This window comes from Peribacillus sp. B65 (assembly GCF_058513295.1).
In genome coordinates this window covers 1123125-1149865 of sequence record NZ_CP195840.1, presented here as the reverse complement: position 1 = coordinate 1149865, position 26741 = coordinate 1123125, and the positions used below count along the sequence as shown (strand labels likewise).

The window sequence follows — 26741 nt, the reverse complement described above, 5'->3', positions numbered from 1 at the left end:
TTTGATAACTCTTCATGTAAATAATAAGTGAAAATAATGAATAAAAATAATATTGTTTTTTTATTCATTGCCATAGAAAAAATTTATGAAAGAATGCTGGAAACGCAAAACTATAGTGAGTCTATTGATTTACATAAAAAGATAGATTTCTTTTTTCATTAGTTGTATTATACTTTTAGAAATTAAATAAATTTTCATTTTTTATAATTACCCATAAATATTTTTTATGGTTAAAGGAGAAAAATTTTATGGATGAAAAAGACTGGCTTATATTAATTACTCTTTACGAAGAAAGAAATATAACAAAGGCAGCACAACGACTATTTATTTCCCAGCCAGCTTTATCCTATCGTATAAAACAGCTGGAAAAAGAGTTCAAAACAAATTTAATCTCTAGAGGCAAAAGAGGTGTCGAGTTTACAGTTGAAGGGGAGTACCTCGTTCAATACTCGAAAAATATGCGTAAGCAATTAGGAGCTGCAAAAGAGCATATTTCTAATTTGGATAAAAAAGTAAAAGGAACTTTGCGATTGGGTGTATCTGGCTTGTTTGCCCGATATAAACTACCATTATTATTAAAAGAATTTCTAACTCTATATCCAGAGGTTGAAATCAGTTTGAAAACTGGATGGAGTTCTCAAATTCATCAAATGCTTCAAAAAGAAGAAGCACATCTCGGGATAGTTAGAGGTCCTTACAAATGGCAGGAAAATAAAGTGTTATTTCAAGAAGAAAAGATTTGTATTGCCTCCAGTAAAAAAATTGAATTAAAAGAACTTCCTTTTCTTCCTAGAGTTAATTATCAGACAGACCAATCGTTAAGAAATACTATTGAAAACTGGTGGCAGGAAACATTTGCGTTACCACCTAAGATTTCAATGGAGGTAGATCGGATTGAAACATGTAAGGAACTGGTTCTTAATGGTTTAGGATATGCCATTTTACCAGAAATCTGTATTAAAAATGATGAACCACTGTATACTTTCCCCATTGTATTAAGCGATAATAGCTATTTGCTTAGAGAAACTTGGGTATTTTATCGGGATGTGACTATGGATTTGGCACAAGTAAAAGCATTTATTGATTTTCTTAATGATTCTAAACAATGAAACAAGACGAAACGAAGTAAAACTAATACAAAGGAAGAGAATTAATATGAAAAAGTGGGATTTAAATAATGCAAGCAAGACAATCCAATTTTCGGCTGCACTTCTAACTGCTTTTATTGGAGGCGGCCTTTTCTCTCTTATCAGGTTTCCAATCCCCTGGCTACTTGGTCCAATGGCAGCCCTATTAATTGCATCACGTTTCAAAAACGTTAAATTAATTTGGCCCGTTTCGATGAGAAATACTGGATTAATTATTGTAGGTTATTCAATAGGCATCTCCTTTACCAAGAGCTCACTGTCTGATATGATTAGTCACCTTCCCTCAATGTTGATCCTTACAACCTTAATTGTCCTTGTGTGTGCATGTTCTGCTTTTGTTATGTCAAAATATTCCGGCATTGACTATCCTACATCTTTAACGAGTAGTATTCCTGGAGGTTTGTCACAAATCGTTGTGTTTGCAGAAGATATGAAAGGTATTGATATTACTACAGTAACCTTTTTCCATGTTACAAGAGTGATAATGGTTGTTTTCTTAGTCCCCCTTTTAATTATCAGTCCCATTTTTGCAGCGAATAGTACCAATGATTCCTCTAAAATAACGGATAACGTTATTCCAGAGTGGAGTGGTTTATTTCCTCTTATCTTTCTGTTCGCCCTTATTAGTTTTCTGGCAGCAAGAATAGGTAAAATATTCAAATTACCAGCTCCTTACTTTTTAGGACCAGTAATCGTTGCTGCTGCAATAGGTCTTTTAGGTTTGCAGGGACCACCACTTCCTCCTACACTTCTTGATATATCTCAATTTATGGTTGGCGGTTATATCGGTTTACTATTAAAACCGGAACAACTTAACAACAAAAGAAAAACCTTATTATTGGCTTTGATGAACGGACTAATTTTGATTAGCGCAACAATGTTTTTTAGTTTTCTACTGACCCAGTATTATGATTTATCGACTATTACGGGTTTTTTAAGTTTAGCCCCTGGTGGAATGGATCAAATGGGAATCATTGCACAAGAAGTAAATGCTGATGTATCTACTGTTACCAGCTATCAACTATTTCGGATGGCTTTTATTTATGCCGCAGTGCCTCCATTACTGAAATTGGTATTAAAAATAAGTTTAAGAAGAAAAGACAAGAACAGTAATGTAAAACTAAATGTTAAATAAAAAAGGAGGAAGCTTTGCTCAAGGACAATGAAAAGTCTGATTTATAAAGAAAAGAAGGTTATCTTACACAAAATTGATGACCTTCTTTTTTGTTACTAAAAGTTGCATTAAATATTAAAAAAATTTCGTTATTGAATCACTTATCCTATGGCTTTATTTGCTCCCCTCCCCATTCTTTTTTAAAGAATAAATTATTTTGATACCAATACAAAAAAATTATGTATTTAACTTATTGTCCTCTCTGTATTACCTTTAATAAAGAAAAGCGCATAAGCATAGTGTAAAACTTATTAATCTACCAGTTAATTTTTCTGAAGAGTCACAAAATTATTTCTTAGTCATCCAGAGATCATTTGAAAGCGCATTCAAAATATGGGAGGGGATTTAATAATGTTTCTTACAATTTTAGGCATCTCCATGGTTACCGTTTTTACCTATTTAATTATGTCCAAACGTTTATCGCCCATTGTTGCTTTAACTTTAGTTCCGATCGTTTTTGCAGTAGTTGGTGGTTTTGGAAGTAAAATTGGCACTATGATGATGGAAGGCATTAAGCTAGTCGCTCCTTCTGCAGCTCTATTATTATTCGCCATATTGTTTTTTGGTATTATGATAGACACGGGCTTATTTGACCCACTTATCAAAAAGTTATTAGAAGTTGTCAAGGGAGATCCTGTCAAAATTTCGATAGGTACCACAATTCTTGCATTACTCGTGGCTCTAGATGGAGACGGTACAACAACGTATATCATTACTGTTTCAGCTATGTATCCACTTTATAAACGAATCGGTATGAATCCATTGGTTTTAGCCACAGTAGCCATGCTAGCTTTAAGTGTTATGAGTGGCATGACCCCCTGGGGTGGACCTGCTACCAGAGCAATAGCAGTATTGGGACTTGATGCATCCGAATTTTTTGTTCCACTTATTCCTACCATGATCGGTGGTGCTATTTGGGTTATTTTCGTCGCATTTATTTTAGGGAAAAAAGAACGTAAACGACTGGGTGTAATACACATAGAAGAGTTAAAAAATGAAATAGCTGCTACTGTAGAAAATGAAGCCACTGATGCATTTCCTCATATTGACATTAAACGCCCTCGTTTTTTGTGGATTAACTTATTAATTGTGGTAGGCATTATGGTCATTCTCATTATGGGATTGGTACCTTCCCCTATTTTATTTTTGGTCGGTTTCGCTATTGCTTTAATGATTAACTACCCTAATCTGGAAATGCAAAAAAGACGTATATTAGCACATTCTGGAAATGCCCTAATTGTTGTTCTACTAGTTTTTGCAGCTGGAGTATTTGCAGGAATCTTTTCCGGTACAAAAATGGTTGATGCTATTGCTAATGGACTGGTTGCGATAATACCTGCTTCATTAGGACAGTTTTTCCCTGTCATTGTTGGCATTACAAGTATGCCATTCACTTTCGTTTTATCTAATGATGCCTATTATTTTGGAGTTCTCCCTATTCTTGCAGAGGCAGCTTCAGCTTATGGTATTAGTCCGTTAGAAATTGCTCGCGCTTCTATATTGGGACAACCCGCTCATTTAATGAGTCCACTTGTTGCATCAACCATTCTATTAGTTGGCATGGTTGATAAAGACCTTGGGGAATATCAGAAATTTGCATACAAATGGGCCATCTTGACATCGTTAATCTTAACAGTATTAGCTATAATTAGCGGCGCTATTTCTTTTTTGTAAATTATAAAAGTCCTTGTTTACTTGTTTGCTAGTAAAATACTTTGTTTAATATAGTTGTTTTTGCTAATTCTCTTTACTTATTAGGGTCGTTTTTCATCTTATCCGAAAACTATACTTTTATTAAAAGTGGTGAATACCTTTCTTTCCCTTATGTTATACATGAAAAGGAACTATTTCCATGGCCAAAAGATGAGTATGAAAGAGTTATAAGTGGAAGCCTCTACATTACATGGACTGGTGGATCAATATTAATACGATAAATGGAAGAAGGATATTTCCCTCTTCCTTTTTTATTTGAATTGAACAATTTTTCTCTTTCCCTCTAAAATTCTGTATTAACTCATATTTAATCATATCATTTATTACTTTTAGTTGTCTAAAAGATAGAAGTTCATCTTAAACTAACCTGCCCCGTTCGTATTATAAGGTCAGTCAGAAAATATTTCTTGTTGACCATTTTTTATATGGTTTTATTATAACGGTAGCAGGGGTAAAACGTACCTGCTCGTGGGGATAGACCCCGTCATCTAAACAGTTTGCCCCCTACTTGTAGAAACATTATTAGTCTGGTTGGGACGTAGATCTCGTATAACAAGGCGAAGCTGTGACACTGCAAGGAGAAATAGGGGTACCGGTAATCCACTAGATTAGGAGGAGATTTAGAATGAATCCAGTCGTTGGTCTGGATATTTCAAAAGGGGAAAGTCAGGTTCAAGCATTTCTGGATAAGGGTAAACCTTATCAAAAGATTTTTAAAATAACTCATACTGTTGAGGGGCTTAATTTACTTGTAGCGTTTCTTGAGGATGTAAAGTAAGAACCTGGTCAGAAGCCTTCAGTCGTTTTAGAAGCCACTGGACATTATCAAACTCCAGTCGTTCATTACTTGGAAGAACGAGGATATTTATTGATTATCATTAATCCATTGATTTCATATAAGGCAAGAGGATCAAGCTTAAGAAAGGTAAAAACAGATGCCATTGATGCCTATCTTCTCTATAAAGAAGAATTAGAGCCATATAAAAAGCGTGGTGTCCAGTTATTGAACATTCGTAATCTCACAAGACAACATGAAAACATAACTGGCGTTATAATTCAAACAAAGCTTCAATTTCAGGCAGTGCTTGAACAAGTGTTTCCTGAATATAAAGGAGTTTTTGGAGATTTATATTCTGTGGTGTCACTCTTAACTCTTTCAGAGGACATTTTGAAGGCAAGTGAAGAAGCAATGATAGCAAGGATATTTTAGTTTTGCAAGAGTAAATCAACTAAATGGGCAAATTAAAAAGCGATTCAGCTTAAAGCTGCGGCAGCTCGTAACCCTTTTGAAAAGACAGTCTATTAGAGTCATATTTTAAGCCTTGGAAAGAAGGTTATTTGGTATGCCTATTTTTATTATATCACGTATGTTTTTATATTTTTATTGAAAAATGTTGACAAACTATTAGCTAGTTTAGTTCCATTAGAAAAAGCGGCCTTAAAGTAACTCATGAGTGTCGTTATCAATGGGTACTAATGAAAATGGCCCCGGTAAAATACCAGGACCACCTATTAGCAACATAGGCACTTATTTATACTATCCGAAAAATGGGGCATAGTTCATTCATAGGGTTTTCTAGTTTGTTTTATTAAAAAATTATAAACTGCACCAATCATGCCGGCATTATTAGATAGCTTGGCAAGAACAATTTCTGTATTTCTGTAAAAAGAAGGCTCTAAATGTTTCTGTATTTCAAACCGAACTTCCTGCAAAAATGTATCTCCCCTGGCTGTTATACCTCCGCCAATTATTACTTTCTCCGGGTTAAAGATATAAATCAGATTGGAAATACCAATAGCTAAATATTTGTAAAATTGGGAAACAGCTGTTTTAATATTTACATCGCCCCGATCGTACAAATCAAAAATTTCTTTTCCTGTCCAGTTACGGTTTTCTTTATAACGCTGCGCAAAACGAATCAAACCTGATATGGAAGCATTTTTTTCAAATGGTTCTCCCTCAATGAGCATATACCCCCACTCTCCGGCACTGAATGAATGTCCAGAATACATTTTTCCATCTATCACGATAGCTCCGCCAATTCCTGTACCAACTGTTAGGGCAATTAAATTGTTAGTATCATGGTTACCGAGCCATTGCTCCCCAAGCGCGACACAATCCACATCATTTCTTACTTCAACCGTTAAATCTAGTGCATTGCTGACCAGATTCTTCACTTCTACACCCGTATAATTGGGAATTGTTTCGCCAGCCCCCACTATTATTCCAGTATGGATATCAACTTGCCCAGCAGTACTAATAGCAACTCCATCGACTGAATGGTTTTCAATAATGCCTTGGCTCAAGGCAATGACTTTTTCAATAATTGCCGGACCTCCAAGATGAGATTCTGTGTCTATTAAGGACTGTGATAGGATGGAGCCCTCTTGATTCACAATCCCATATTTAATTTGCGTTCCACCAATATCAAATGCTAGGTATTGCTTCATAGCATCCGAATTTTATCCGTAAAGGTTTTGGTGATTAACTGCGGCCTTGTTATGGAGCTCCCTACCACAATCGACCAAGCTCCCAATTCCAACATTCTACGCGCCTGTTCCGGAGTTTGGATACGTCCCTCTGCAATCACTGGAACCGTTGACGTCTTGCTAAGCCGTTCAACCAAATCAAAATCGGGTCCTTCAAATTTAGAGCTGTCTGAAGTGTAGCCTGATAGAGTCGTTGATATCATGTCAACTTCACATTCAATTGCATATTCTGCATCTCTTAATGTAGCAATATCCGCCATAACTAACGTGTCGCATTGCCCGTGAATATAGCTGACCAGATCTTTTAAAGTTTCCCCATGCGGTCTTTTACGAATAGTGGCATCAAGGGCAATAACATCAGGATTTACTGCAAGCAACTCGTTTACCTCTTTTAAGGTAGGTGTGATAAAGACTTCGTTGTCAGGGTAATCACGTTTGAGCAGACCAATCACCGGAAGACCTGTTTGTTTTTTAATTGCGGCCACATCTGAAGCTGTGTTACTTCTAATGGCTTTCGCTCCGCCCTCTTTGGCGGCTTGGGACATTTTCGCCATAATATCAGAACCGTGCAGCGGTTCATCCTCAAGGGCCTGACAAGAGACAATTAAATTATTATGTATGTTTAAAAAAAAAGCATCACGGTTCACTTCATCATCTCCTAAAAATTTTCTACATGCGCGACCTTGGTAATATAAAGGTTCCAATTCGAACTGATTACTAACGTCCAGATAGATTGGGTCATTATCTTATTCATTGGGAGTAATTACTGGACATGTTTTAGAAGGACTATACTCCGTATTGAATCCCATATATACATTTACAAGAGTGCTTGTACTTGTTGAGATAAACAAATTTTCTACTTATTTGTATTTTGTTATGTTCATAGAAAGACACCCATTTTCCTTGTAATGTAGTAAGAAAATGCATTATGTCAAAGTTTTTTAATGGTTCCTTTCACATAATCCAATTATCAATTGTATAAATGACAAGCAACATAATGCTCATCATCAGCGTGGGGAAGTAATTCCGGCTCAATTTGTGTGCAAATATCAATCTTTTTTGGACATCTATTGCTGAATGGACATCCTAATGGCCTATTAATAGGGCTGGGAACATCGCCAGAGAGGATGATCCTTTCCTTTTTTTTATCCCTTAAGACAGGAACGGGAATTGCTGAAAGCAACGCTTCCGTGTAAGGGTGCAGCGGTTTTATATGAAGCTCGGACGCATCGGAAATTTCCACAACTTTCCCCAAATACATCACTACAATGCGATCACTCATGTACTGTACAACACTCAAGTCATGAGCAATAAAAACATAGGTTAAGTTCAATTCCTGTTGAATTTCTTTCATTAAATTCAATACTTGTGCTTGAATCGAAACATCAAGCGCAGACACCGGTTCATCGCAAATGATAAGCTCAGGATTGATGCATAGTGCCCTTGCTATACTTATACGCTGTCGCTGGCCTCCTGAAAACTCATGTGGAAACCGATATAAATAATCTTCGTTTATATTCACCATGTTAAGGGCATCGATAATCTTTTGTTTTCTTTCTTCTGGATCTTTATACCCATGCACCCTTAGCGGCTCATCAAAGGCTTCAATAATTCTTTTTGATGGATTTAGAGAGGAATACGGATCTTGGAAAACCATTTGTACACGGCTTCTAAAATCGAAAATCTCTTTTGAATTTAATGAGGTAATGTCTTTTTTCTTTCCATCGAAATTGTAAATCATTTTACCGTCAGTTGGTTTTTCAAGCAGCATCAACGTTTTACCCAAAGTAGATTTTCCACAACCCGATTCGCCTACAATCCCCAATGTTTCACCTTTTTTAATCGTTATCGAAATATCATCCACTGCCTTAACTGTTCCAATTTGCTTTCGAAAAAATCCGCCTAATACAGGATAATAAGTCTTTAAATTTTCAATACTAAAAATTACATCTTCATCTACTGGCCTTTTTTCTTTTAACTCGATCATTTAGCTACCACTTCCTTACTATTTTCAAATAATAGACATCTTACTTTATGATTATCTGATAAGTTTACGTTTGAAATAGTGGTAGATTTACAACTCTCCATTGCAAAACCACATCTATCGGCAAATTCGCACCCTCCTGTATAGTACTTCGGGTTTGGAGTAGTTCCTCTAATAGTAGCTAGCTTTCGATTTTTATCGAGACCCATTACAGGAACGGATTGTAGCAGTGACTTTGTATAGGGATGGCTTGGATGGTTTAAAATATCACTGACTGTTCCATACTCAACAACTCTTCCCATATACATGACAGCTACATGATCAGCAACCTCTGCTACTAAACCCATATTATGTGTGATTAATATGATAGATTTATTATATTTTTCCTGCAGTTCTTTCATCAAATCCATAATTTGTGCTTGAATGGTTACATCTAAGGCTGTCGTAGGCTCATCAGCTATTAATAAATCCGGATTACAAATCATCGATATTGCGATCATTACACGTTGTCTCATTCCCCCGCTGAATTGATGAGGATAATCTTTAACCCTCTGTTCCGGATCAGGTATTCCTAGACGTTTAAATAAATCGATTACTCTTTTCATCGCTTCCTTTTTCGGCATTTTATAATGTTCTATTAAATTTTCGGCTACTTGTTTTCCAATTCGATGCGTGGGGTTTAATGAGGCCATAGGATCTTGAAAAACCATGCCTATTTTTCCTCCGCGAATCGCCCTCATCTTCTTACTGAACTTGGTCATAGAGAATAAATCCACTTCATTTTCCCCATCATTAAAAATTACTTTCCCACTATCAATGTGCCCGTTTTTCGGCAGCAATTGCATGATAGAGTGAACGGTTACACTTTTGCCACACCCAGACTCCCCTACAATGGCTAGCATTTTTCCACGAGGTACTTCAAAAGAAACATCCTTCAATATTTGGACTGATTCTTTCCCATTTTGAAAAGATGCTGATACATTTTCAACCTTTAATGTTAAATCAGGTTTTTTCATATTTTTCACCTCACTGTTTAGGATCTAATACATCTCGTAATCCATCGCCCAAAAAGTTAATGGCTAAAACAAACATTGAGATAGCCACCCCCGGGGCAAGCCATAACCACCAATAATTAGTCACTACATCAATTGATTGAGCAGCATTCATGATATTTCCCCATGTTGAAATCGTAACGGGAACCCCGAGACCCAGGAAACTCAACCCCGCCTCAGCAAGGATAAAAAATGCAACATTTACTGTGAATGAGACAATAATCGGACTCATGGTGTTAGGCAACATATGCCTGAATATAATGGAGAAGTTTGATATACCAAATGAACGACATACGCTAACATACGTTTCTTCCCTTACAGATAAATATTCGTTCCGTACAAGACGAAATGTTGTCATCCATCCCGTGAGAACAAAAACAATGATCAAATTATTCACACCTTGACCAAGTATCGAAACCATAACTAATACCAATATTAAATTTGGAAAAGTCATGACTATTTCAGAAAACCGAATGAGCAAGCTATCAAGTTTTCCTCCAAAAAAACCAGCAATGCATCCTAGTAGTACTCCAATTACAGTTCCTCCAAGTGAACTTAATATCCCTACGTATATTGAAATACGCCCACCATATAAAATTTGGGAAAAAACATCTCTGCCTAATTTATCTGTTCCAAAAATGTGCTCTGCACTTGGAGGTTGTGAAATGCTCGTAAAATCCATATGGGTGGGACTATAACTTGTTACAAGGGGTGCCAATATTGATAACAGTGTCATAATAAGGCAAATAGCAAGACCAAGGGTAGCTGGTTTATTTGACCACAGCTTTTTTACACGCAACTTAAGCTGACTTGTTTTTTTTATTTTCATTTCCATAACTGAAGTACCCATCACTTGTTACCTCCTCACTAATCAAGTTGAATTCTTGGATCCAATAATGCTGCAAGTACATCCACTAAGAAACTTGCAATTAATATGGCAGCTGCAAGCATCATGGTCGTAATCATGATTACAGGATAGTCACTTGATGAAACCCCACTAAGTATCGCAGAACCTATACCTGGCCACATGAATACCGTTTCGATGATAACAGACCCACCAATCAACATAGGCAAACGGAATACCAGAATGATGAGGATTGACCCCATAGAATTACGGAATGCATGAAATAGATAGACCTTCCATTCAGGAATCCCTTTACTTCTCGCTGTCTTGATATAATCTTTGCTCAACACATCCAGCATTGAGTTTCTCGTATATCTGAGAAGTACAGCTAACATTCCAAAAGCCAAAGTAAGGGATGGAAGAATCAAGTTAGGGAGCCTGTCCCAAAATGTCGTATCTTCTACGCCTATCCGCCCTCCTACAGGCAGCCATCCCAGCTGTATCGCAACGACTTGAATAATGATAATTCCAAAAAAGAATTCTGGTATTGATATGCCAATTACACCAATGTTCCGAGAAAAGTAATCAATGATACTATTTTGTTTGATTGCAGAAATCAATCCCAATAACACACCAAAGAATGTGGATAATACTAACGCTATCACTGAAAGTTCAATGGTTGCCGGCAATCTTAAAGCTAAAATCTCCGCTATTGGTTGACCGGTTATTATACTGTATCCAAAATCCCCTTTTAAAATATTAATGATCCAGTGGAAATATTGAATGTATAATGGATCATTCAAGCCCAAGTGTTCCCTGAGTGCTTCAATATTTTCTGAATTTCCAGCTACATCAGGGGATACTGAATAACTGATTGGATCTATCGGTGAGAATTGAATAGCGAAAAAAACAATGCAACTAATTAAGATCAACATCGGAATTGTGACTAAAGATTTCCTAATAATGAATTTTAACATTTACTTCACCGCCTAAAATCTGTTTAGTGACTAATCGCAAATCATAATCCAACCGAATCAACGATTATTTCTAAATAATTTATTTTATTTCCCATTCTTCGAATTTCATATCATAGTTATACCAAGGATTTCCGTATATTCCTGAAGTCTTAACTTTTTCTTCATTTACATAGTAATAGCTTTTAATAGTATATAAAGGGAGCTTATAAAGATGTTCTACCTCAAGACTTTGTAGTTCTGAAAGTATTTCTTGGCGTTCCTTTATATCTTCAGTTTCTTTTAACCTATTAACTGCATTGTCGAAGGTGCCTTCACTACCAAAAACATTTTTAAAATTTGCATTTTTTGATTCATACTCTCCGTACCACTCTTCATACCCAAATGAAGATAAACCTTTTAGTGCTAAATCATAATCTTTCATTTTATATAGTTCACTTGCAACATCACCTTGGAATTTTAATACCTCGACTTTCATTCCAAGTTCAGTCAGGTACTGTGCAACGGCTGTCATAAAATTGATCGAAGTTTGATCTTCGTAATAATAACGAAGTTTAATTGTTTTATTAAAATCAAAGTTTGCTTCTTGTAAGAGTTTTTTGGCTTTCTTAGGATTAAAATCATATTCAGAAGCTTCTGTATCATACTCTTTAAAAGATTGCGGAACTCCCGTATTTAAAGAGGTAGCTAAATTCGGATATAATTTTTCAGCTAAAATCTTTCTATCTATCCCATACATAAGGGCTTCACGAACTCTTTTATCAGCCATTTCCTCATTCTTATTTCCCTCTGCATCTTGAATATTCACTACCAAATAACGATAGAAAAGCATATCAATTGAATTCGCCGCGAAATTATCAACCGATTTCATACTTTCAATTATTTCAACTACATTTGTATTAAAGAAATCTAATTTACCTGTTTTTGCAGCAGACGTTGGTTCTGAAACAGTTGTCAATACTATTTTCTTAATTTTTGGTTTTTTCCCTTCGTAAGTCTCTGCTGGAACAAATGAAGCATAATTTCCTGGCTCTAGCTTTTCTAGTTTATACATTCCATTCCCAATCGGATTTTTCCAAAAATCTGAATTATGAATTTCCAATGGATTTTCATCTTTCAATAAATGCTCTGGATAAATAGCGAATTGTCCGAGAACGGGAATAAAGTTACCTACTGGTTTTGATAATTTAATAGTAATAGTTTTCCCATCAACAGAAATCCCTGAAATATGATCACTCTTCTTTGCTATCCAAGCTTCCGCTCCTTCAATGGAAGAGAAAGCACTAGTATAGATTGCATTGACTTGGGAAGCCTTTAAAACCATCCCGATACTCCATTCAACATCTTCACCAGTTAAGTTTTGTCCATCATGCCACTTAACTCCATCCTTCATTGTAATTTTATAGGTGAGTTTATCATCCGAAACAGTGTAACTCTCAGCCAAATCGGGTTTCTCATTCTTCAAGTCTGCATCTGGCAAAAATAAACTTCTGAACATTAACTTTTGGCTTAAATCCCCTCTGTTTAACCACAAATGTGGTAACTTATCACCAAGTCCTTCAGCCGCAATGGTAGCAATATTTAATGAATCGTCACTAGTTGAAGATGCTACAGATGAATTATTCATTAATTCAGAATCCGTCTTGTTTGAAGGTGTACAGCCGACAATTAAGATGGCACTTAAAATAGATAATAAAGTGATTATAAAATTTCTAATTAAACTCGCCCCACTTCAAATGAATATTTTTGTATGCATTCAATTATTTCATCATTCAAATCAGATAAGGATTGATGATTTAATGATATAACTGGTAATAGCGGCAGTCTAGGAGCCCCTGTTTTTATACCTCTAAGCGATAAGATGTATTTACAAGCCCCGTATAATGAAGGATAGCTAAGTAATTTATTTATTATGTTATTAATCTTAGATTGAAGTTCTTGAGCATCTTTCAGCTTATTTTCGATTATCAATTTATTTAAAGCACAAAACAATTCAGGCATTACTCCATAAGTTCCTCCAATTCCTCCATCGGCTCCCATCGTTCTCCCACCTAAAAATTGCTCATCAGGCCCGTTATAAACTAGAAACTCTTTTCCAGCATTTGCTTTAAATTGTTGGAGTTCAAAAACACTTTCACCCGACATTTTAATTCCAATCACTTTCTCTTGTGCTGCCATTTTCTTAAATAAAGACTGTGTTAAGTTAAATCCTGTTGTTTGAGGAATGTTATAAATGATGAAGGGTAATGACGAGCTATCGATCATCTCCTGCCAATGTCTTTCTACAGATTTTTCAGATAATCGATAGTAAATGGCTGGAACCGCAGAAATAGCATCTGCACCACATTTTTCTGCATGAATTGCCAGTTCTGCACTTTCTCTTGTTGAGTTAGCACCTACATGGACGATAATCGTTAGCTCCTGCCCTACTTCCTCCATAACTGCCTCTACTACTTTCTTTCTCTCTTCACTTGTTTGAAGGATGCCTTCCCCCGAACTCCCTCCAACATATAATCCTTTCACCCCAGAATTGACGTAGTAACTCGCAAGTTTTTTCACACTTCTTTCACAAACCTCACCAGCCTCATCATAGGCAGAATACATTGCCACAAATACACCTTTAAACTTGTCTAAATTCGATAAAGTCATAAAATCATCCCTTTTCTTATTGAGATAGTATGGTCCTACCAGTTGAAAAATCATGGTTTATATCATATGATGGTACTACCAATATTTATATTTAATAATAAAATTACCCATATTATCTTCCGTTGTCAACGTTTTTTTATTAAATATCTGAATATTTAATAAGTAGTAGAATAGCAAAATCGGAAGAAATTATACATTTATTGTGTTTTATGCAAATGGCAGTTTAAAATGTATCTAAATACAAATCAAATTTGTGAGGTAAGAAAAAGAATGATTCAGAGAAAACGAACTTTATCGGAAATTGCCAGTGAACGTATTAGGACCTTCATTTCAGAGAATAATTGTCAGCCCGGTGATCGCTTGCCAACAGAAAAGGAAATTATTGAAATGCTTGGAGTTAGCAGAACCATCGTAAGAGAGTCATTAAAGGCCCTTCAGTCACAAGGTATTATTGAAATTAAACAAGGGATTGGTATATTTGTAAAAGAAGTAAAGTTCCAAAACTTATTTAAAAAAATATCACCCTTTCTAAAATTCGATAAGACAAAATTCAAAGAGTTAATAGATACACGAATTGTTCTGGAATTAGGCGCTATTGATCTTGCTATTACTCATTATCAATTGGATAAGATTAACCAAATGTCATATTGGAATGATACTATTCTTGAAAAAGTCAAAAAAGGAGAAAAAGCAAAAAATGAAGACTTATTTTTCCATCAAACTTTATTCCATGCTACTGGCAACGAGACTTTCATTCAGCTCTCTTCTATCATCAACGAATATTTTCAGTTAAATCAACTTGAGGAAATTATAGGCCTCGAGGAATTTATGACTGCATATAAAGAACATAAATTAGTGATAGATGCCTTGATTAATAAAGATGCAGAAACAGCAAAACAAAACATGAAGGTACATTTAAGCAAATTGTATAACTTACTTGAAGAATGAAAAAACATTTAACAAATAATCGTATTTTCTTAAACCATTTTATTGAAGAACTGAACATGTCTTTTCGCTTCTTAAGCAATATATTTATTTAATTATTAACCGTTTAAAAGTCATAAAGTCAGAGATCCTTATACCAAGGATTTAATCTATATTTCTTATAAAAAGTCGGTGAGAGCAATGAAACCTATTGAAGATAAAGAAAGATATACATTAAGTAAAATAGTTAGAGATAATTTGAGAGAATATATTATGAGTAACAATTTGTCTACAGGCGATAAGCTCCCTTCAGAAAGAGAACTTGCAAGTATGCTGGATGTGAGCAGGGTAATTATCAGAGAAGCGTTACATTCTTTGGAGGCATCTGGAATTCTTACAATCAAGCATGGAGAAGGTGCCTTTGTAAATGCAGATGATTCGAGTACGATTTTTAACAACTTGCTCTTTTTTTGGCAAATGAAAGATAAAAAAATCGAGGAACTTTTTGAACTTAGACTTATATTAGAAAAAACAGCTATTGAACATCTTATTGCAAAAACGAATCGTGACCATTTGGTTGAACTAGAAAACAATATAAAATTAATGAGTGAAACAGAGGATCTAGAAAAGTTTAAAGAATACGATATTGAATTCCACAGAGGGTTAATTTCTGCTACTAAGAATGAGCTATTCACTCAATTAGTGGATATCATTGGTCAATATTTCTCAAATGTATCTCCAACAAATTTGACTCAACATGAAAAAGATCAAACCATCCAAGAACATACACTAATCATTGAATCTTTGAAGGATAAAGATAAACAATTGGCTCTTAAACTTTTGGATGTTCATTTGCAACGATCAAAGACATTGATACCTCTCATCGTAAAGAAACTAGATTCCAGCTAACGGAGGAAACGACTTTCATGGGTTTTATTGAATAATCTATTTCTATTAGGCTACCTTCCACCGAAAAGAGAATGAGGGTAGCCTAATTTAATTTTAACTCTTTGTCAAATGAAAAATAATGGCTCCTATACTTGTTAACAAGTCCTAACGAAGAATTTTCCTTAATTGAGTGTTCTAGAAAACTACTAAAAATGTAAAAATAAAAGTAATTGCATTATCCATTTATACTATCCCTAAGTAAACAAGTAACTGAAAGACTTACCTAATCCTGAATTTCCAGTTGTATATATAAATGAGTAATACACCACTTCCGATGAAATAATCATCCAGAACCAATAACTACCTATAAAAGGTAAAATATCGATTTTTCCTTCTACTTTTTCATTTTACCTTTATCTTAGTATATATTACTCTTTACAATCTGCCCCTATTAGAAAAAGCTGCCTTAATGACAGCTTTTATCTTCAGCTAAACCAGCGGATGTCAATATCTTTCTCTAAAATTTCCATTTCCCTTATGATATACTATTTTTGGCCATGCCAAATAACCCTTCAAAACCCTTTTGGAAGGATTTTTCTCTGTTTCACAAAACCATTAATTAGGCTAAATCTAGGAACATTTCTTTTCTCTTTAATAGAGCGTATATCCATTGAAGCAACTTATTCATACAGGCAACGGTTGACAGTTTAGCAGGTTTTCCTTCTGATTTTTTCTTATCATAGAATGCTTTAAGCTTTTTGTTCCTTGAATCTTCTTACATAGTACGGCGATACAGAGAATGACGTAGTCTGCTCGAACCTCTTTTTGTAATACGATTAATGGTTGCCGTAAATTTACCGATGAGTGAACACTTGGATTTACTCCAGCGAAGGCAACCAATTTTTTCGGATGACTAAACTGATCGATTTCACCAATTTCAGAGATAATCGTTGCTGCGATTTTTTCTCCTATACCGGGAATCCATTGGATGATCTTATATTCTTCCATTTCATTTGCCATGGCCACTATGCGATCTTCCAAATCAGAAAGGTGTCCCTGGTAATGAAAAAGCAACTCAATATACAAACGAAGATTGATTATGTGACTTTGATTCACGTTTTTTTGAAATTAATTTCGAGATGCGGATTCCATTATTTTTTTTGCTTTTTCCCATGCCCATTCACCCGATCTGCTAGAACAGAACTCTATTACACTCTCTGCTAGTCTATTTTTTCCGGCCGTTAATACCGCCTCTGAAGTAGGATGTTCCTTTAACATCAATAAAGAAACCTTCGAAAATAGATCCCCAAAAACATTCCGTTATTCAGGAAACACTTGATCTAAAATGGTGTGAAACTGAAGTTTAGCTTCCACATACATATTCGTTACGATTTCCTGTTGTCTGGACAAATTCCGAAGGTCTAATAGCTGAATTCCTCTCATTTTATGAGGTTCTAATTCCTCTTTGTAATACAGCACACACAACTGTACGCATCGATAGCGTCTGTTTTTACCTTCCGTAAACTTGAACTTCTTTTCCTGATAAGAAATAATCGGATGTAGTTAGATATATAGAATCCCTTGTTCCTCCAGGTATTGAATAACGGGAGATTGGTAATGCCCTGTAGATTCTAAAATGACCATAGGCATCTGCCCTGTCACCTCTTCAATTTCTTTTTAGAAATTCTAAAAAATGATCTAACTCCTCTTTGATATGCTTCATTGAAAAGCTCTTTCCATACGGTTTAGATTGATCTAAAAATGCCTCAACTTGACTCTCTCCTTTTGCCACATCCAGACCAACAACTGGATTCATTGTTTTTCCCTCCTCTACTTACTAACAAGTACCCATAGTCCTCCATGCAGTATCATAGCTTCGCTTGTTATACGAGATCTACGTCCCAACCAGCCTCAAACATGTTTCTACAAGTAGGGGGCGGACAGTTTAGTTCACGGGATCAAGTTCCACACACCCGTACGTCCTACCCTGGCTACTGATATAATAGATTCTATTAAAATAAGGTCAACCAGTAAAAACTGGCTAACCTTATAATACGAACACACCCGTTAGATTAACGTTTATCTAAACGCATCCCGTTAGACAAAATAAAAAAACGCCCAAACCTCTGTGATATCAAGATTTGATTCTTTGGTATTTGATGACCTGTGAGGGAATCGAATATACAAAAAAAGAATAAATGGTTTTTGTCCCTAAATAGAAATATAATTTAATAGATATATGATAAGTAAGTATGAAAAGGTGGAGTTTTATTGGATATTTTATGGTGGGGTTTAACGATCGTCTTATTTGCTTTAAGTTTTGTAGGAATTGTCTATCCTATTATTCCTTCGGTTGTTGCTATTTGGGGAGGATTTGCAGTTTATCAATTCCTCATTAATTCTGATGAGTTATCGTTATGGTTCTGGATCAGTATGGTTGTGTTGAGCGGTGTATTAATCGCGGCCGACATTATCGCAAATAGTTATTTTGTTAAAAAGTATGGGGGATCAAAAACATCCGAGACAATAGCAGCTATTGCCACGATTGTTGGTTCATTTGTCTTTCCTCCTTTTGGAATAATTCTCGTACCATTTTTAGCAGTCCTCGTTTCGGAATTAATCATTCAAAAAGATATAATGAAGGCTACTAAAGTTGGGTTTGCAACTATCATCGGTTTTTTAGGCGGCAGCTTAGCCAAAGTATTAATTCAATTATTGATGATTGTTTGGTTTATCTTAGCGGTAATTTTTTAATTATTTGTCAACGGCCACAATAAGAAAAAGCTGACTTTCAACAGTCAGCTTTTTCTATTAACAGAAGTCCCATTTACTTATCTGGTACAGATAATAAGAAAAAAGTGATGGAGGAAAAGGAACTATTATTGTGGCCTATTGAGAACAATTCTTTAACGATGGGACTCTTTTTAGAATTCTAATATAATTTTCACAACTGCTTCCTTCCGTGTCAAAACTCAAGACATTATCCCCACCCAAGTTTTCACAGCCGTCGCTAAAATCAATAAAGCCAGTATAACTTGCAGCACTTTTACATTCATATTTTTACCGGCCATCGCCCCAAGCGGAGATGCTATTAAACTCGCTCCCACCATTATCAATGCCGGATAGAAGTCAACTTGTCCCGTTGAGATTTTCCCTGCTGTTGCACCAATGGATGAAATGAATGTGATAGCTAATGAAGACGCAATCGTGACCCTGGTTGGTATTCTTAAAACGATAAGCATGATCGGAACTAATAGAAAGCCTCCTCCGGCACCGACTATCCCGGCACCTAAACCTACGATTAAGGCAAGAATGGCCGCAAGCCATTTGTTGAAGGTAACTTGATCCAAAGGAATGTCATCTATCCCTTTCTTCGGAATGAACATCATGACAGCCGCTATCAACGCCAAAATGCCATAGACGATATTCACTCCGTTTTCCGACATCGATTGTGATCCAAAACTTCCAACCACGCTTCCGATCAACACACTGATCCCCATATAGAGAATCAGCGTTTTATTTAAATGTCCGCTCTTACGATAGCTCCATATTCCTCCGATGGAAGCGAATAAGACTTGTACAGCACTTATACCTGTCACATTATGTGCACTAAATGCCGCTAAACCGAAGATTGGGGGAATAAACAGCAGCATTGGATAATTTATTATCGAACCGCCGATGCCGAGCATCCCTGAAACGTATGAACCTATAAAACCAATCAAAAAGATGGTAATGATAAAGGTGATATCCATTGTAAGTGCCTCCCTTAAAAGAAGGGAACCCTAATGGTTCCCTTCTTTTATCAGCCTTTTCTAATCCAAAATTTCAGTATATCATTTTCTTCTGCCGTTTCCACCAGTTCATGGCCACCGGATTTTGACCAAGCGGCTAAGTCTGCTTTAGCTCCTTTATCGGTTACATGTATTTCCAGCACTTGCCCGGTTTGCAAATCATTCATCGCTTTTCTCGTTTTAACGATCGGCATTGGACAAGCTAGTCCCTTAGCATTTAACACTTTATCTGAATGCATATTTCATTCCTCCTATTTTCTTGGCTTTTTATCGGTATTAACGAACCGCACAGCGATTTGGCCCGATTTCCATTTCACGCTGTTTTTCATCATCAGGCTCGATTTTCCCCATATTGGTTTCGCGAATTTCTTGATAAGCGTTTGGCTGAGGCGGTAAATTACCTGTTACCAGCTCTCTGAATTCCGTTTCATCTACAATGTTCAATCCATGATTTTCAGCAAACAGCGCACCCAACTTTTTAGCGACACTTCCATCTTCATTCAATTCATCAACGATCATGAAATGTGATGGCAATACGATTAACTCGTCTGATAATCCTCTATAACGTGTATACAGTGTTTCTCTCAAGTCGCCTACCCAATCCTCAGCCAATCCAGCTAGGTCCGGTCTGCCAATCGAATCGATGAATAGTATATCCCCGCTTAACAAGTATTTTTGATCGACCACAAATGAAGTCGAACCAATGGTATGGCCCGGGGAATATATTGCTTGAATATCAATCGAAGTATGACCAATCGTTATCACTTTCCCGCTTTCTAATGGCTGATATTCAAAGGTTACTTCAGCCGCATCTTTTGGCGGCAGCCAGTAAGTTGCATTTGTTACTTCCGCTATTCGTCTTCCACCTGAAATATGATCGGCATGTAAGTGTGTATCCAGAACATGTGTAATTTTCACCCCGATATCATCGGCGAAATCAAGGTAGGCATCAATCATTCGAGTAGAATCGATAATGGCTGCTTCACCATTGGTAACGACCATGTAAGATAGACAGCCTTTACCTAGTCGAACAAATTGGTAAATTCCGCCGCCATTGATCAATTCACCGATTTTCACAGGTTCCAAGTGTTCACTCCATGCTTTCATGCCGCCCTTTAAATAAGAAACGTCCAATCCAGCTTCAGATAACATTTCAGCTACCATAACGGAAGAGCCTTCCTTTGCACATACTACCAGGATTTCTTTATTGGCCGGGATTTGATCGATTATTTCTTCCACGCCATCCAGTAGATCAAAGTAAGGGATATTAAGGAATTCAAAATTCTCCCCTTCAATTTTCCAATCATGGTAGTCACTTTCATTTCGAACATCCAAAATAAATAAGTCGGTTTTATTGATTACTTTCTTTGAAACCTCAGCGGCTGTAATTTGCTTAAACGCCATTTTATATACCCCCCATAGTATCAATGATGTCAAAAATTTTTCCTTCATTAAAAGGTTAATGTAACATCAGCATTCTTAGCGAACTCCAAAAATGTGACCGCTCCACCTACTTAGATACGGTCAACGAAAGCTTCTTTTTCCATGCCCAATACGGCCTTGGTCTTTTGACAACTATACGTTCATTTCCTGTGCAATGGAAACTAAATCTGAAATGGAAGAAACATTTGCCTTTCTAATACCTTCGAAATTAAAGCAAATCGCCACTTCTTGATCTGTTGCTACTGCCGTTATGATGTTAAACCCTTTATACTTTTTATTCATTCACGGATTTTTGTGAAGGACCGTTCCATTGGCTCATGCCGGGTACAACATTGAATACCTGTTCAAATCCTGCCGCCGTCAGTTTTTGTGCAGCAAGATCACTTCGGCTGCCTGTACGGCAAACCACGAAAATCTGTGACTCTTTATCAAGTTCATCCATATGTTGTTCCAATTCACCCATTGGAAGGGATCTAGCTGCTGGAATATGATTAAAAGCATACTCTGCCGATTCTCGTACATCCAGGATGATCATATTTCTGTTTTCTTGCATTAGTTGAAGAAGTTCTTCATTTGAAATGATTTTTTCATGCTTCTTCACTGCTGTTTCTTCTCCGATTGCTTTCCGAAGATAATGTTTTAGTGTTGTTCCTTCTTCAACCGTACCCAAATATTGGTGACCTGAACTTTCCGCCCAGGCTTTCATGTCGGCGGTTGACCCTTTATCAGTTGCTTGAACTTCGAGTACTTCCCCCGCTTCCAGGCCATTCATGGCTTTTTTCGTTTTTACGATTGGCATTGGACAGGCTAAACCTTTAGCATCCAAAACGGAATTTGTTTTAATCATTTTATTTCCTCCTTGTACTTTTTATAGGGATGGGGGTATAATCGGATATGAAATTATTCTGTGGGACCTTCCCATTCATTCATACCACCCATCATGTTCAACACCTTATATCCATGATCCTCAAGTAACTGTGCTGCCCTTGAACTTCTGCCCCCTGAACGGCAGACGATGATATATTCTTTTGATTTATCCAGATCCTGCATTCTAAATTCCACCAGACCCAACGGGATATTCAAAGCATTTGGTATTTTCCCTGCCTTTACTTCATCCACCTCCCGCACATCAATAATATGGACTGGCGAGTTTCCCTTCAATAATGCGTTCACTTCATTCGGTAAAATTTCTTTCATTTTTTTAAGATCCTCCTTTTATTCGCGCCAAGAACTCATGCCGCCTTTTACGTTGGTGACTTCATTAAACCCGAGTTTCTTCAATGCTTTACTCGCATTACTGCTCCTCATCCCGCTTTGGCAGATTACAACCACTTCTTTATCTTTTGAAAGTTCAAGTGCCCTTTTGCCAAGTTCGTTTAGAGGTATATTTTTAAAGTCCTTAATGTGATTGCCCCTATATTCATTAGGAGTACGGACATCAATGAATTGCTTATTTCCTTTATTATTCAACACAGCTTTTAACTCAAGCGCATTTATATTTTTTATCCCCTTTGCCGGGACAAAGCGCTGATATAAAAACCAAACGATGAAACCTAATATGATGAGATTAAATATAGTTCCCATTTGAAACCCCCATTTATATAAATAAGTTTACATTTCCATCCTCTGCTTCAGCTAAATAAGCTGCAACACCTGCATACTCAATTCCATCCAATAATTCCTCTTGCTGTAAACCCAATAAATCCATTGTCATCGTACAGGCTATAAGTTTGATTTCCTGTTCTTGGGCCAACTCAATTAAATTTGGGAGTGACATGGCGTTATGCTTTTTCATTACATGTTTGATCATTTTAGGTCCCATCCCTGCAAAGTTCATGTTTGATAGACCCATTTTATCAGAACCACGAGGCATCATTTTTGCAAACATTTTTTCAAGAAATCCTTTTTTTAATGAAATCGGATCATCCTTCCTTAAAGCATTCAATCCCCAGAATGTATGGAAGATAGTCACTTCATGATCGTAAGCCGCCGCCCCATTTGCTATGATATAAGCAGCCATTGCCTTATCATAATCACCACTAAATAAAATGATCGTCGTTCTTTTCTTTTCAGTCATTTATGTTTTCCCCCTGATTTATTCTCGGATACCCTACGGGGTATATATTATGCTAAAAAATATAGTTCGTCAACCCACTTCACTAAAAAATGAATGGAATAGGGTTTTCTTTATTTAATTGGTCCATGATTAATAGAAGACAAAATTTCATTCACTTCGAATATTTTTCCATTAACCTTCTCTATACCAAACCCTTTTAACCGTGCTGTGTGCATTGACAAGTACTTACATGCGGATTCCTTCGTTTCAAACAGATAAATGCCACCAGCTTCCTTTGCCTCACTGTCTTCGGTCCAAATCTTCCAGATCAATCCTTCTTCATCATTAATGCTTTTTGCTAAAACAGTAAATTCTTTTACCATTTCGTGACCAAATGGCCCCTCCATTTTAAAATCCACTTGTAAAATATAAGACATGAAAAACACTCCTTTTTCTACTAGTCAGGTCAAATTCTTTTACCTGCTTTTAATTAGTAAATTAACCGCTTCCTTGACTAAATGATCAGTGCCTTCTCCTTTCTCGACGTTTTCCCGAACGCATTGCTCAAGATTGGCACTTACGATAACACCCATGGTCCTATCGATGGCATTACGTACAGCAGACAACTGAGTGACGACTTCCCTGCAATCTTTTCCCTGCTCCATCATTCCAAGAACACCCTTGATTTGTCCTTCAATCCGCTTCAAGCGATGAATGCTGCTTTTATCAAACTCCATACTCCGCCTCCCATCTATTTACAACAATAGCTAATCTTCTTTTCCGTTAAAAAGAGAAGTGCAGCCCCAAGCTCACTTCCAGTTTATTAGAAGCAATGACATGAATGTTTTCAAGTAAGATTTCTTCATTAAAACGTTTTAGTCGGCATAATCAATCTTATCGTGCCCCTAGCCAATTAAATCGTATTTTACTCGTGAGTTTGGGCTTTTTACTCGTGAGTTTGGGCTTTTTACTCGTGAATTTGTGTTTTCTTAACTGGTGAGTTCATATTATACCTATAGGGGTATATTGTCAAGCTAGAGCTAGACTAACTTATATTGTTTAGCATCAAGATTTGAGGAGAATTCTTCAAACTCGTTTTAACCGGGGGGATGAAAAACTTGTCTAGTTATAGATGTTTCTGAAAGCTTATGAAATTTCCAAACTAATCTCCCTCTAGTAAATTTCTCTTGAACCGATAATGTCTATCCTGCCATTGGATATAAGATGGCATCAACTACTATTATCAACTTGATTTCATAATGACTATTTTTTTGAAGGTTCCTACTGACTCCACCACTTATAGTAAAAAAAAAGTAGTGCAAACCTATCCCTTGGTTTGCACTACTTTTTTTATTTACCCAATTCTTCTATGGTAGGTATAAGATCTCGAATACTTTTCATATGTTCAAGGCTTTGAATGGTTTCTAATAAACTCTTCGCAGATTCTTTTCCTAGAATTGGCGTTGTCAGCCAGAAAAACTTCTCTTTTTTTTCTTCAACGTTTAACGGATAATCAAAGTCTCCTCTTGCTTGTATAATATCGGATTGATAAGTGTTACCATCCTGCATTACTATTTTAACCATACTTAATGCCTTTTCAGGAAATGCTTCGTTAAGTTTTTGATCAACTACTACTGTAATCTTGTCCATCATGCTAAGAATAATTGTATCATTCAGATGTTCTAGTACTTGTTTTGGTCCCACTTCACCGTAAGAAAGAAATGCTGCAACAGGAAAAAGTAAATTATACTGTGCTTCCTCTGTATTTTCTGGATATTCTTTCGATAATGCTGCAGATTCTGTAAATGTATGAATGACTATTTTTTTTATATTTTGGGATATTAGTATATGCCGGCTTTGAATTTCCCTGATTGCTTCAATAGCTGGCTGTGCCCACCGACAGCATGCATGCGGCTTATAATACAGTTCATTTACTCGATAATTTTTTCCTAAATCGTCTATAAGCCCCTCAGCTTCTTCTGTTGTAAATAATGATGGAATCCCTGTATAGCCTGCTTTTGCCAAATGGGCAGCACTGACCCCGGCCATACACCCCCAATTAATCCCGTCTTTTAACATGGAAGGATGTTCGATGCAGCGCATCATAGGAGAATAAGCACCAAAATATTCTGCATTGCCCAGTGCGTGCTCAATTGTTCCTCCCTTAAGTCCTAAAATGTACGATACACCTGCGGCAGCTCCAACAGCTCCCCATGAACCGGTGCAGTGATAATCTAGCCGGGTCAGGTGTGCAACAATACCTGCACGGATCCCCACTTCATAGCCTATAAGAAGTGCCGTCAAAAATTCTGCTCCACTTATATTATGATCCTCTGCAACGGCGATCACCGCGGGAAAAATAACTGCCCCGGGATGTCCTTTTGTGAGGCGATGTCCATCATCTAAATCGAGGGCATTTGCCAATGTCGCATTAACAAAAGCTGCTCCGGCAGGCGTTAATCTTTCTGGGAACAGGAAAAGCGAACTGTTTCCCATCCCCCACTGCGAAACTGCAAATGCTTTTGCAATCTCTGCCGCTTTCGTATTGCGGCCTGCAATGGTACAAGCGATAATGTCTGCTAAAGCTTCTTTGAGTGATGTTAGTGTGCCACTGTCTAAACTCTGAATCGACTCAGATTCAATATAGGTGATGAGCGAATTATTAGCTTTCATCTCAATCTAGCATTCCCTGTTCATCCAGCCATGTTTTAGCCACTTCATTAATATCTTCATGCTTAATATCAACACGATAATTTAAATTCTTCATTGTATCTGAATCTAACTTATCTGAAAGTGCATTAAGAAGATCTCTTAATTCCGGATTTTTCTTTAATACTTCTTGACGAATGACAGGTGCTCCATTATATGCCGGAAAAAACTGACTATCATCTTCTAACACAACAAGTTTAAAACCTTCAATGCGTCCATCTGTCGCAAAACCTACCGCTACATCAACCTGGCCTTCTTTTAAAGAGTTATATAGAAGTCCTGTATCCATTTTGACAACATTTTTAGCTGGTAAAGAGAAATTATATTTTTTCTCCAAACCTTTCATTCCATCTTTTCTCGCATAGAACTCAGAGTTCGATCCAAATTTTAATTTACTAGAATCTTGATTTACAATATCAGCTAGATCCGATATGGATTTGATTCCTAACTCTTTAGCATAATCTTCGCGCATTAAAATAGCATATGTGTTATTAAATTCGGATTTATTTAACCATTCAAGTTTATTCTTTTTGTCGATTTCTTTTACTTTTTCATATGCCTTTTCGGGATCAGTTTCAACAGGTTCCTTTAAATAAACCATAAGTGCTGTACCCGTATACTCCCAGTACACATCGAGCTGACCATTTTCAAGCGCGGAACGTGCCACTGTACTGCCCATACTACTTGCTTCATCGACTTTGTATCCTTTTTCTTTCAAATAAATAGAAGTAATTTGTGTCAAAATGTGCTGTTCAGTAAAATCCTTTCCTCCCACTGTAATTTTCCCTTTATTTTCATTTGAACCGGCATTAGACTCCGAAGAACTGCATGCTGTAAGCATACAGGCAAGAAGTGCGACACAAAATAACATGCTAAACTTTCTCATTTTTACTTCCCCCTTT

The 26741-nt window shown here is 36.5% G+C and carries 25 protein-coding genes and 3 pseudogenes; 7 read left to right on the top strand and 21 right to left on the bottom strand.

Annotated elements, in window-relative coordinates:
* The first annotated feature begins 248 nt into the window (after nt 1-248).
* From ACSR9O_RS05675 to ACSR9O_RS05660, 4 genes and pseudogenes are all read left to right on the top strand, one after another.
* Entirely contained in the window at nt 249-1109 is an 861-nt protein-coding gene (locus tag ACSR9O_RS05675; RefSeq protein ID WP_101221758.1) for a LysR family transcriptional regulator, read from the top strand.
* 46 nt (nt 1110-1155) lie between these two features.
* Nucleotides 1156-2283 carry an AbrB family transcriptional regulator gene (locus ACSR9O_RS05670; RefSeq protein ID WP_101221757.1) on the top strand — a complete coding sequence of 376 codons (1128 nt, stop codon included), beginning with the start codon at nt 1156-1158 and terminating at the stop codon, nt 2281-2283.
* Nucleotides 2284-2673: 390 nt separating this feature from the next.
* The gene (locus tag ACSR9O_RS05665) at nt 2674-3996 is read left to right on the top strand and encodes a CitMHS family transporter (RefSeq protein WP_101221756.1); all 1323 of its coding nucleotides are present in this window, start codon (nt 2674-2676) and stop codon (nt 3994-3996) included.
* A 664-nt stretch (nt 3997-4660) separates the two neighbouring features.
* A pseudogene (locus tag ACSR9O_RS05660) lies at nt 4661-5338 on the top strand (IS110 family transposase); the annotation flags it as partial.
* Nucleotides 5339-5595: 257 nt separating this feature from the next.
* On the opposite strand, the gene ACSR9O_RS05655 reads toward ACSR9O_RS05660, so the two are convergent.
* From ACSR9O_RS05655 to ACSR9O_RS05620, 8 genes are all read right to left on the bottom strand, one after another.
* Nucleotides 5596-6486, bottom strand: a complete 891-nt coding sequence (locus ACSR9O_RS05655) for an ROK family protein (protein ID WP_491724106.1) — start codon at nt 6484-6486, stop codon at nt 5596-5598.
* Nucleotides 6483-7172, bottom strand: a complete 690-nt coding sequence (locus ACSR9O_RS05650; RefSeq protein WP_491724105.1) for an N-acetylmannosamine-6-phosphate 2-epimerase — start codon at nt 7170-7172, stop codon at nt 6483-6485. The genes ACSR9O_RS05655 and ACSR9O_RS05650 overlap by 4 nt, the downstream gene beginning before the upstream one ends.
* A gap of 323 nt (nt 7173-7495) precedes the next feature.
* On the bottom strand, nt 7496-8512 hold the full coding sequence (locus ACSR9O_RS05645) for an ABC transporter ATP-binding protein (RefSeq protein WP_491724104.1): 1017 nt from the start codon (nt 8510-8512) through the stop codon (nt 7496-7498).
* Nucleotides 8509-9525, bottom strand: coding sequence for an ABC transporter ATP-binding protein (locus ACSR9O_RS05640; protein WP_491724103.1), 1017 nt, complete (start codon nt 9523-9525; stop codon nt 8509-8511). Before ACSR9O_RS05640 ends, ACSR9O_RS05645 begins: the two co-directional genes overlap by 4 nt.
* A gap of 10 nt (nt 9526-9535) precedes the next feature.
* Nucleotides 9536-10411: an ABC transporter permease gene (locus ACSR9O_RS05635; protein ID WP_491724102.1), complete on the bottom strand. Its 876-nt coding sequence runs from the start codon at nt 10409-10411 to the stop codon at nt 9536-9538.
* A 17-nt stretch (nt 10412-10428) separates the two neighbouring features.
* Nucleotides 10429-11382 carry an ABC transporter permease gene (locus ACSR9O_RS05630; RefSeq protein WP_260357324.1) on the bottom strand — a complete coding sequence of 318 codons (954 nt, stop codon included), beginning with the start codon at nt 11380-11382 and terminating at the stop codon, nt 10429-10431.
* A 79-nt stretch (nt 11383-11461) separates the two neighbouring features.
* Nucleotides 11462-13006, bottom strand: coding sequence for an ABC transporter substrate-binding protein (locus ACSR9O_RS05625; RefSeq protein WP_491724101.1), 1545 nt, complete (start codon nt 13004-13006; stop codon nt 11462-11464).
* A gap of 89 nt (nt 13007-13095) precedes the next feature.
* A complete protein-coding gene (locus ACSR9O_RS05620; RefSeq protein ID WP_491724100.1) occupies nt 13096-14082 on the bottom strand; it encodes a dihydrodipicolinate synthase family protein in 987 nt (328 codons plus the stop codon).
* A gap of 216 nt (nt 14083-14298) precedes the next feature.
* On the opposite strand from ACSR9O_RS05620, the gene ACSR9O_RS05615 reads away from it, so the two are divergent.
* Both ACSR9O_RS05615 and ACSR9O_RS05610 read left to right on the top strand, forming a co-directional pair.
* Complete coding sequence (locus tag ACSR9O_RS05615) at nt 14299-14976, top strand: FadR/GntR family transcriptional regulator (RefSeq protein WP_491724099.1); 678 nt, start codon at nt 14299-14301, stop codon at nt 14974-14976.
* A gap of 177 nt (nt 14977-15153) precedes the next feature.
* Nucleotides 15154-15861, top strand: coding sequence for a FadR/GntR family transcriptional regulator (locus ACSR9O_RS05610; protein ID WP_491724098.1), 708 nt, complete (start codon nt 15154-15156; stop codon nt 15859-15861).
* 598 nt (nt 15862-16459) lie between these two features.
* Here ACSR9O_RS05610 and ACSR9O_RS05605 read toward each other — a convergent pair.
* Nucleotides 16460-17656, bottom strand: a pseudogene (locus tag ACSR9O_RS05605) (IS110 family RNA-guided transposase).
* Nucleotides 17657-18111: 455 nt separating this feature from the next.
* Here ACSR9O_RS05605 and ACSR9O_RS05600 point away from each other — a divergent pair.
* Entirely contained in the window at nt 18112-18594 is a 483-nt protein-coding gene (locus ACSR9O_RS05600; RefSeq protein ID WP_101221754.1) for a DUF456 domain-containing protein, read from the top strand.
* Between the two features lie 218 nt (nt 18595-18812).
* Here ACSR9O_RS05600 and ACSR9O_RS05595 read toward each other — a convergent pair whose 3' ends face one another.
* From ACSR9O_RS05595 to ACSR9O_RS05540, 12 genes and pseudogenes are all read right to left on the bottom strand, one after another.
* Complete coding sequence (locus ACSR9O_RS05595) at nt 18813-19592, bottom strand: sulfite exporter TauE/SafE family protein (RefSeq protein WP_491724097.1); 780 nt, start codon at nt 19590-19592, stop codon at nt 18813-18815.
* Nucleotides 19593-19642: 50 nt separating this feature from the next.
* Nucleotides 19643-19870: a sulfurtransferase TusA family protein gene (locus ACSR9O_RS05590; protein WP_101221752.1), complete on the bottom strand. Its 228-nt coding sequence runs from the start codon at nt 19868-19870 to the stop codon at nt 19643-19645.
* Between the two features lie 37 nt (nt 19871-19907).
* Nucleotides 19908-21035, bottom strand: a complete 1128-nt coding sequence (locus ACSR9O_RS05585; protein WP_491724096.1) for an MBL fold metallo-hydrolase — start codon at nt 21033-21035, stop codon at nt 19908-19910.
* A 47-nt stretch (nt 21036-21082) separates the two neighbouring features.
* Nucleotides 21083-21356: pseudogene (locus ACSR9O_RS05580) on the bottom strand (DsrE/DsrF/DrsH-like family protein).
* Complete coding sequence (locus ACSR9O_RS05575; RefSeq protein WP_491724095.1) at nt 21349-21921, bottom strand: sulfurtransferase TusA family protein; 573 nt, start codon at nt 21919-21921, stop codon at nt 21349-21351. Before ACSR9O_RS05575 ends, ACSR9O_RS05580 begins: the two are co-directional and overlap by 8 nt.
* A 53-nt stretch (nt 21922-21974) precedes the next feature.
* Nucleotides 21975-22271 carry a rhodanese-like domain-containing protein gene (locus ACSR9O_RS05570; protein ID WP_137017977.1) on the bottom strand — a complete coding sequence of 99 codons (297 nt, stop codon included), beginning with the start codon at nt 22269-22271 and terminating at the stop codon, nt 21975-21977.
* Nucleotides 22272-22289: 18 nt separating this feature from the next.
* Entirely contained in the window at nt 22290-22658 is a 369-nt protein-coding gene (locus ACSR9O_RS05565; RefSeq protein ID WP_485906415.1) for a rhodanese-like domain-containing protein, read from the bottom strand.
* 13 nt (nt 22659-22671) lie between these two features.
* A complete protein-coding gene (locus ACSR9O_RS05560; protein WP_101221747.1) occupies nt 22672-23151 on the bottom strand; it encodes a DsrE/DsrF/DrsH-like family protein in 480 nt (159 codons plus the stop codon).
* A 110-nt stretch (nt 23152-23261) separates the two neighbouring features.
* Nucleotides 23262-23567, bottom strand: coding sequence for a monooxygenase (locus tag ACSR9O_RS05555; protein WP_427572799.1), 306 nt, complete (start codon nt 23565-23567; stop codon nt 23262-23264).
* A 39-nt stretch (nt 23568-23606) separates the two neighbouring features.
* The gene (locus tag ACSR9O_RS05550; protein WP_260357316.1) at nt 23607-23867 is read right to left on the bottom strand and encodes a metal-sensitive transcriptional regulator; all 261 of its coding nucleotides are present in this window, start codon (nt 23865-23867) and stop codon (nt 23607-23609) included.
* A 613-nt stretch (nt 23868-24480) separates the two neighbouring features.
* Nucleotides 24481-25803, bottom strand: coding sequence for an MmgE/PrpD family protein (locus ACSR9O_RS05545; RefSeq protein WP_491724094.1), 1323 nt, complete (start codon nt 25801-25803; stop codon nt 24481-24483).
* Nucleotide 25804: 1 nt separating this feature from the next.
* Nucleotides 25805-26725: an ABC transporter substrate-binding protein gene (locus ACSR9O_RS05540; protein WP_402942212.1), complete on the bottom strand. Its 921-nt coding sequence runs from the start codon at nt 26723-26725 to the stop codon at nt 25805-25807.
* Between the last annotated feature and the right edge of the window lie 16 nt (nt 26726-26741).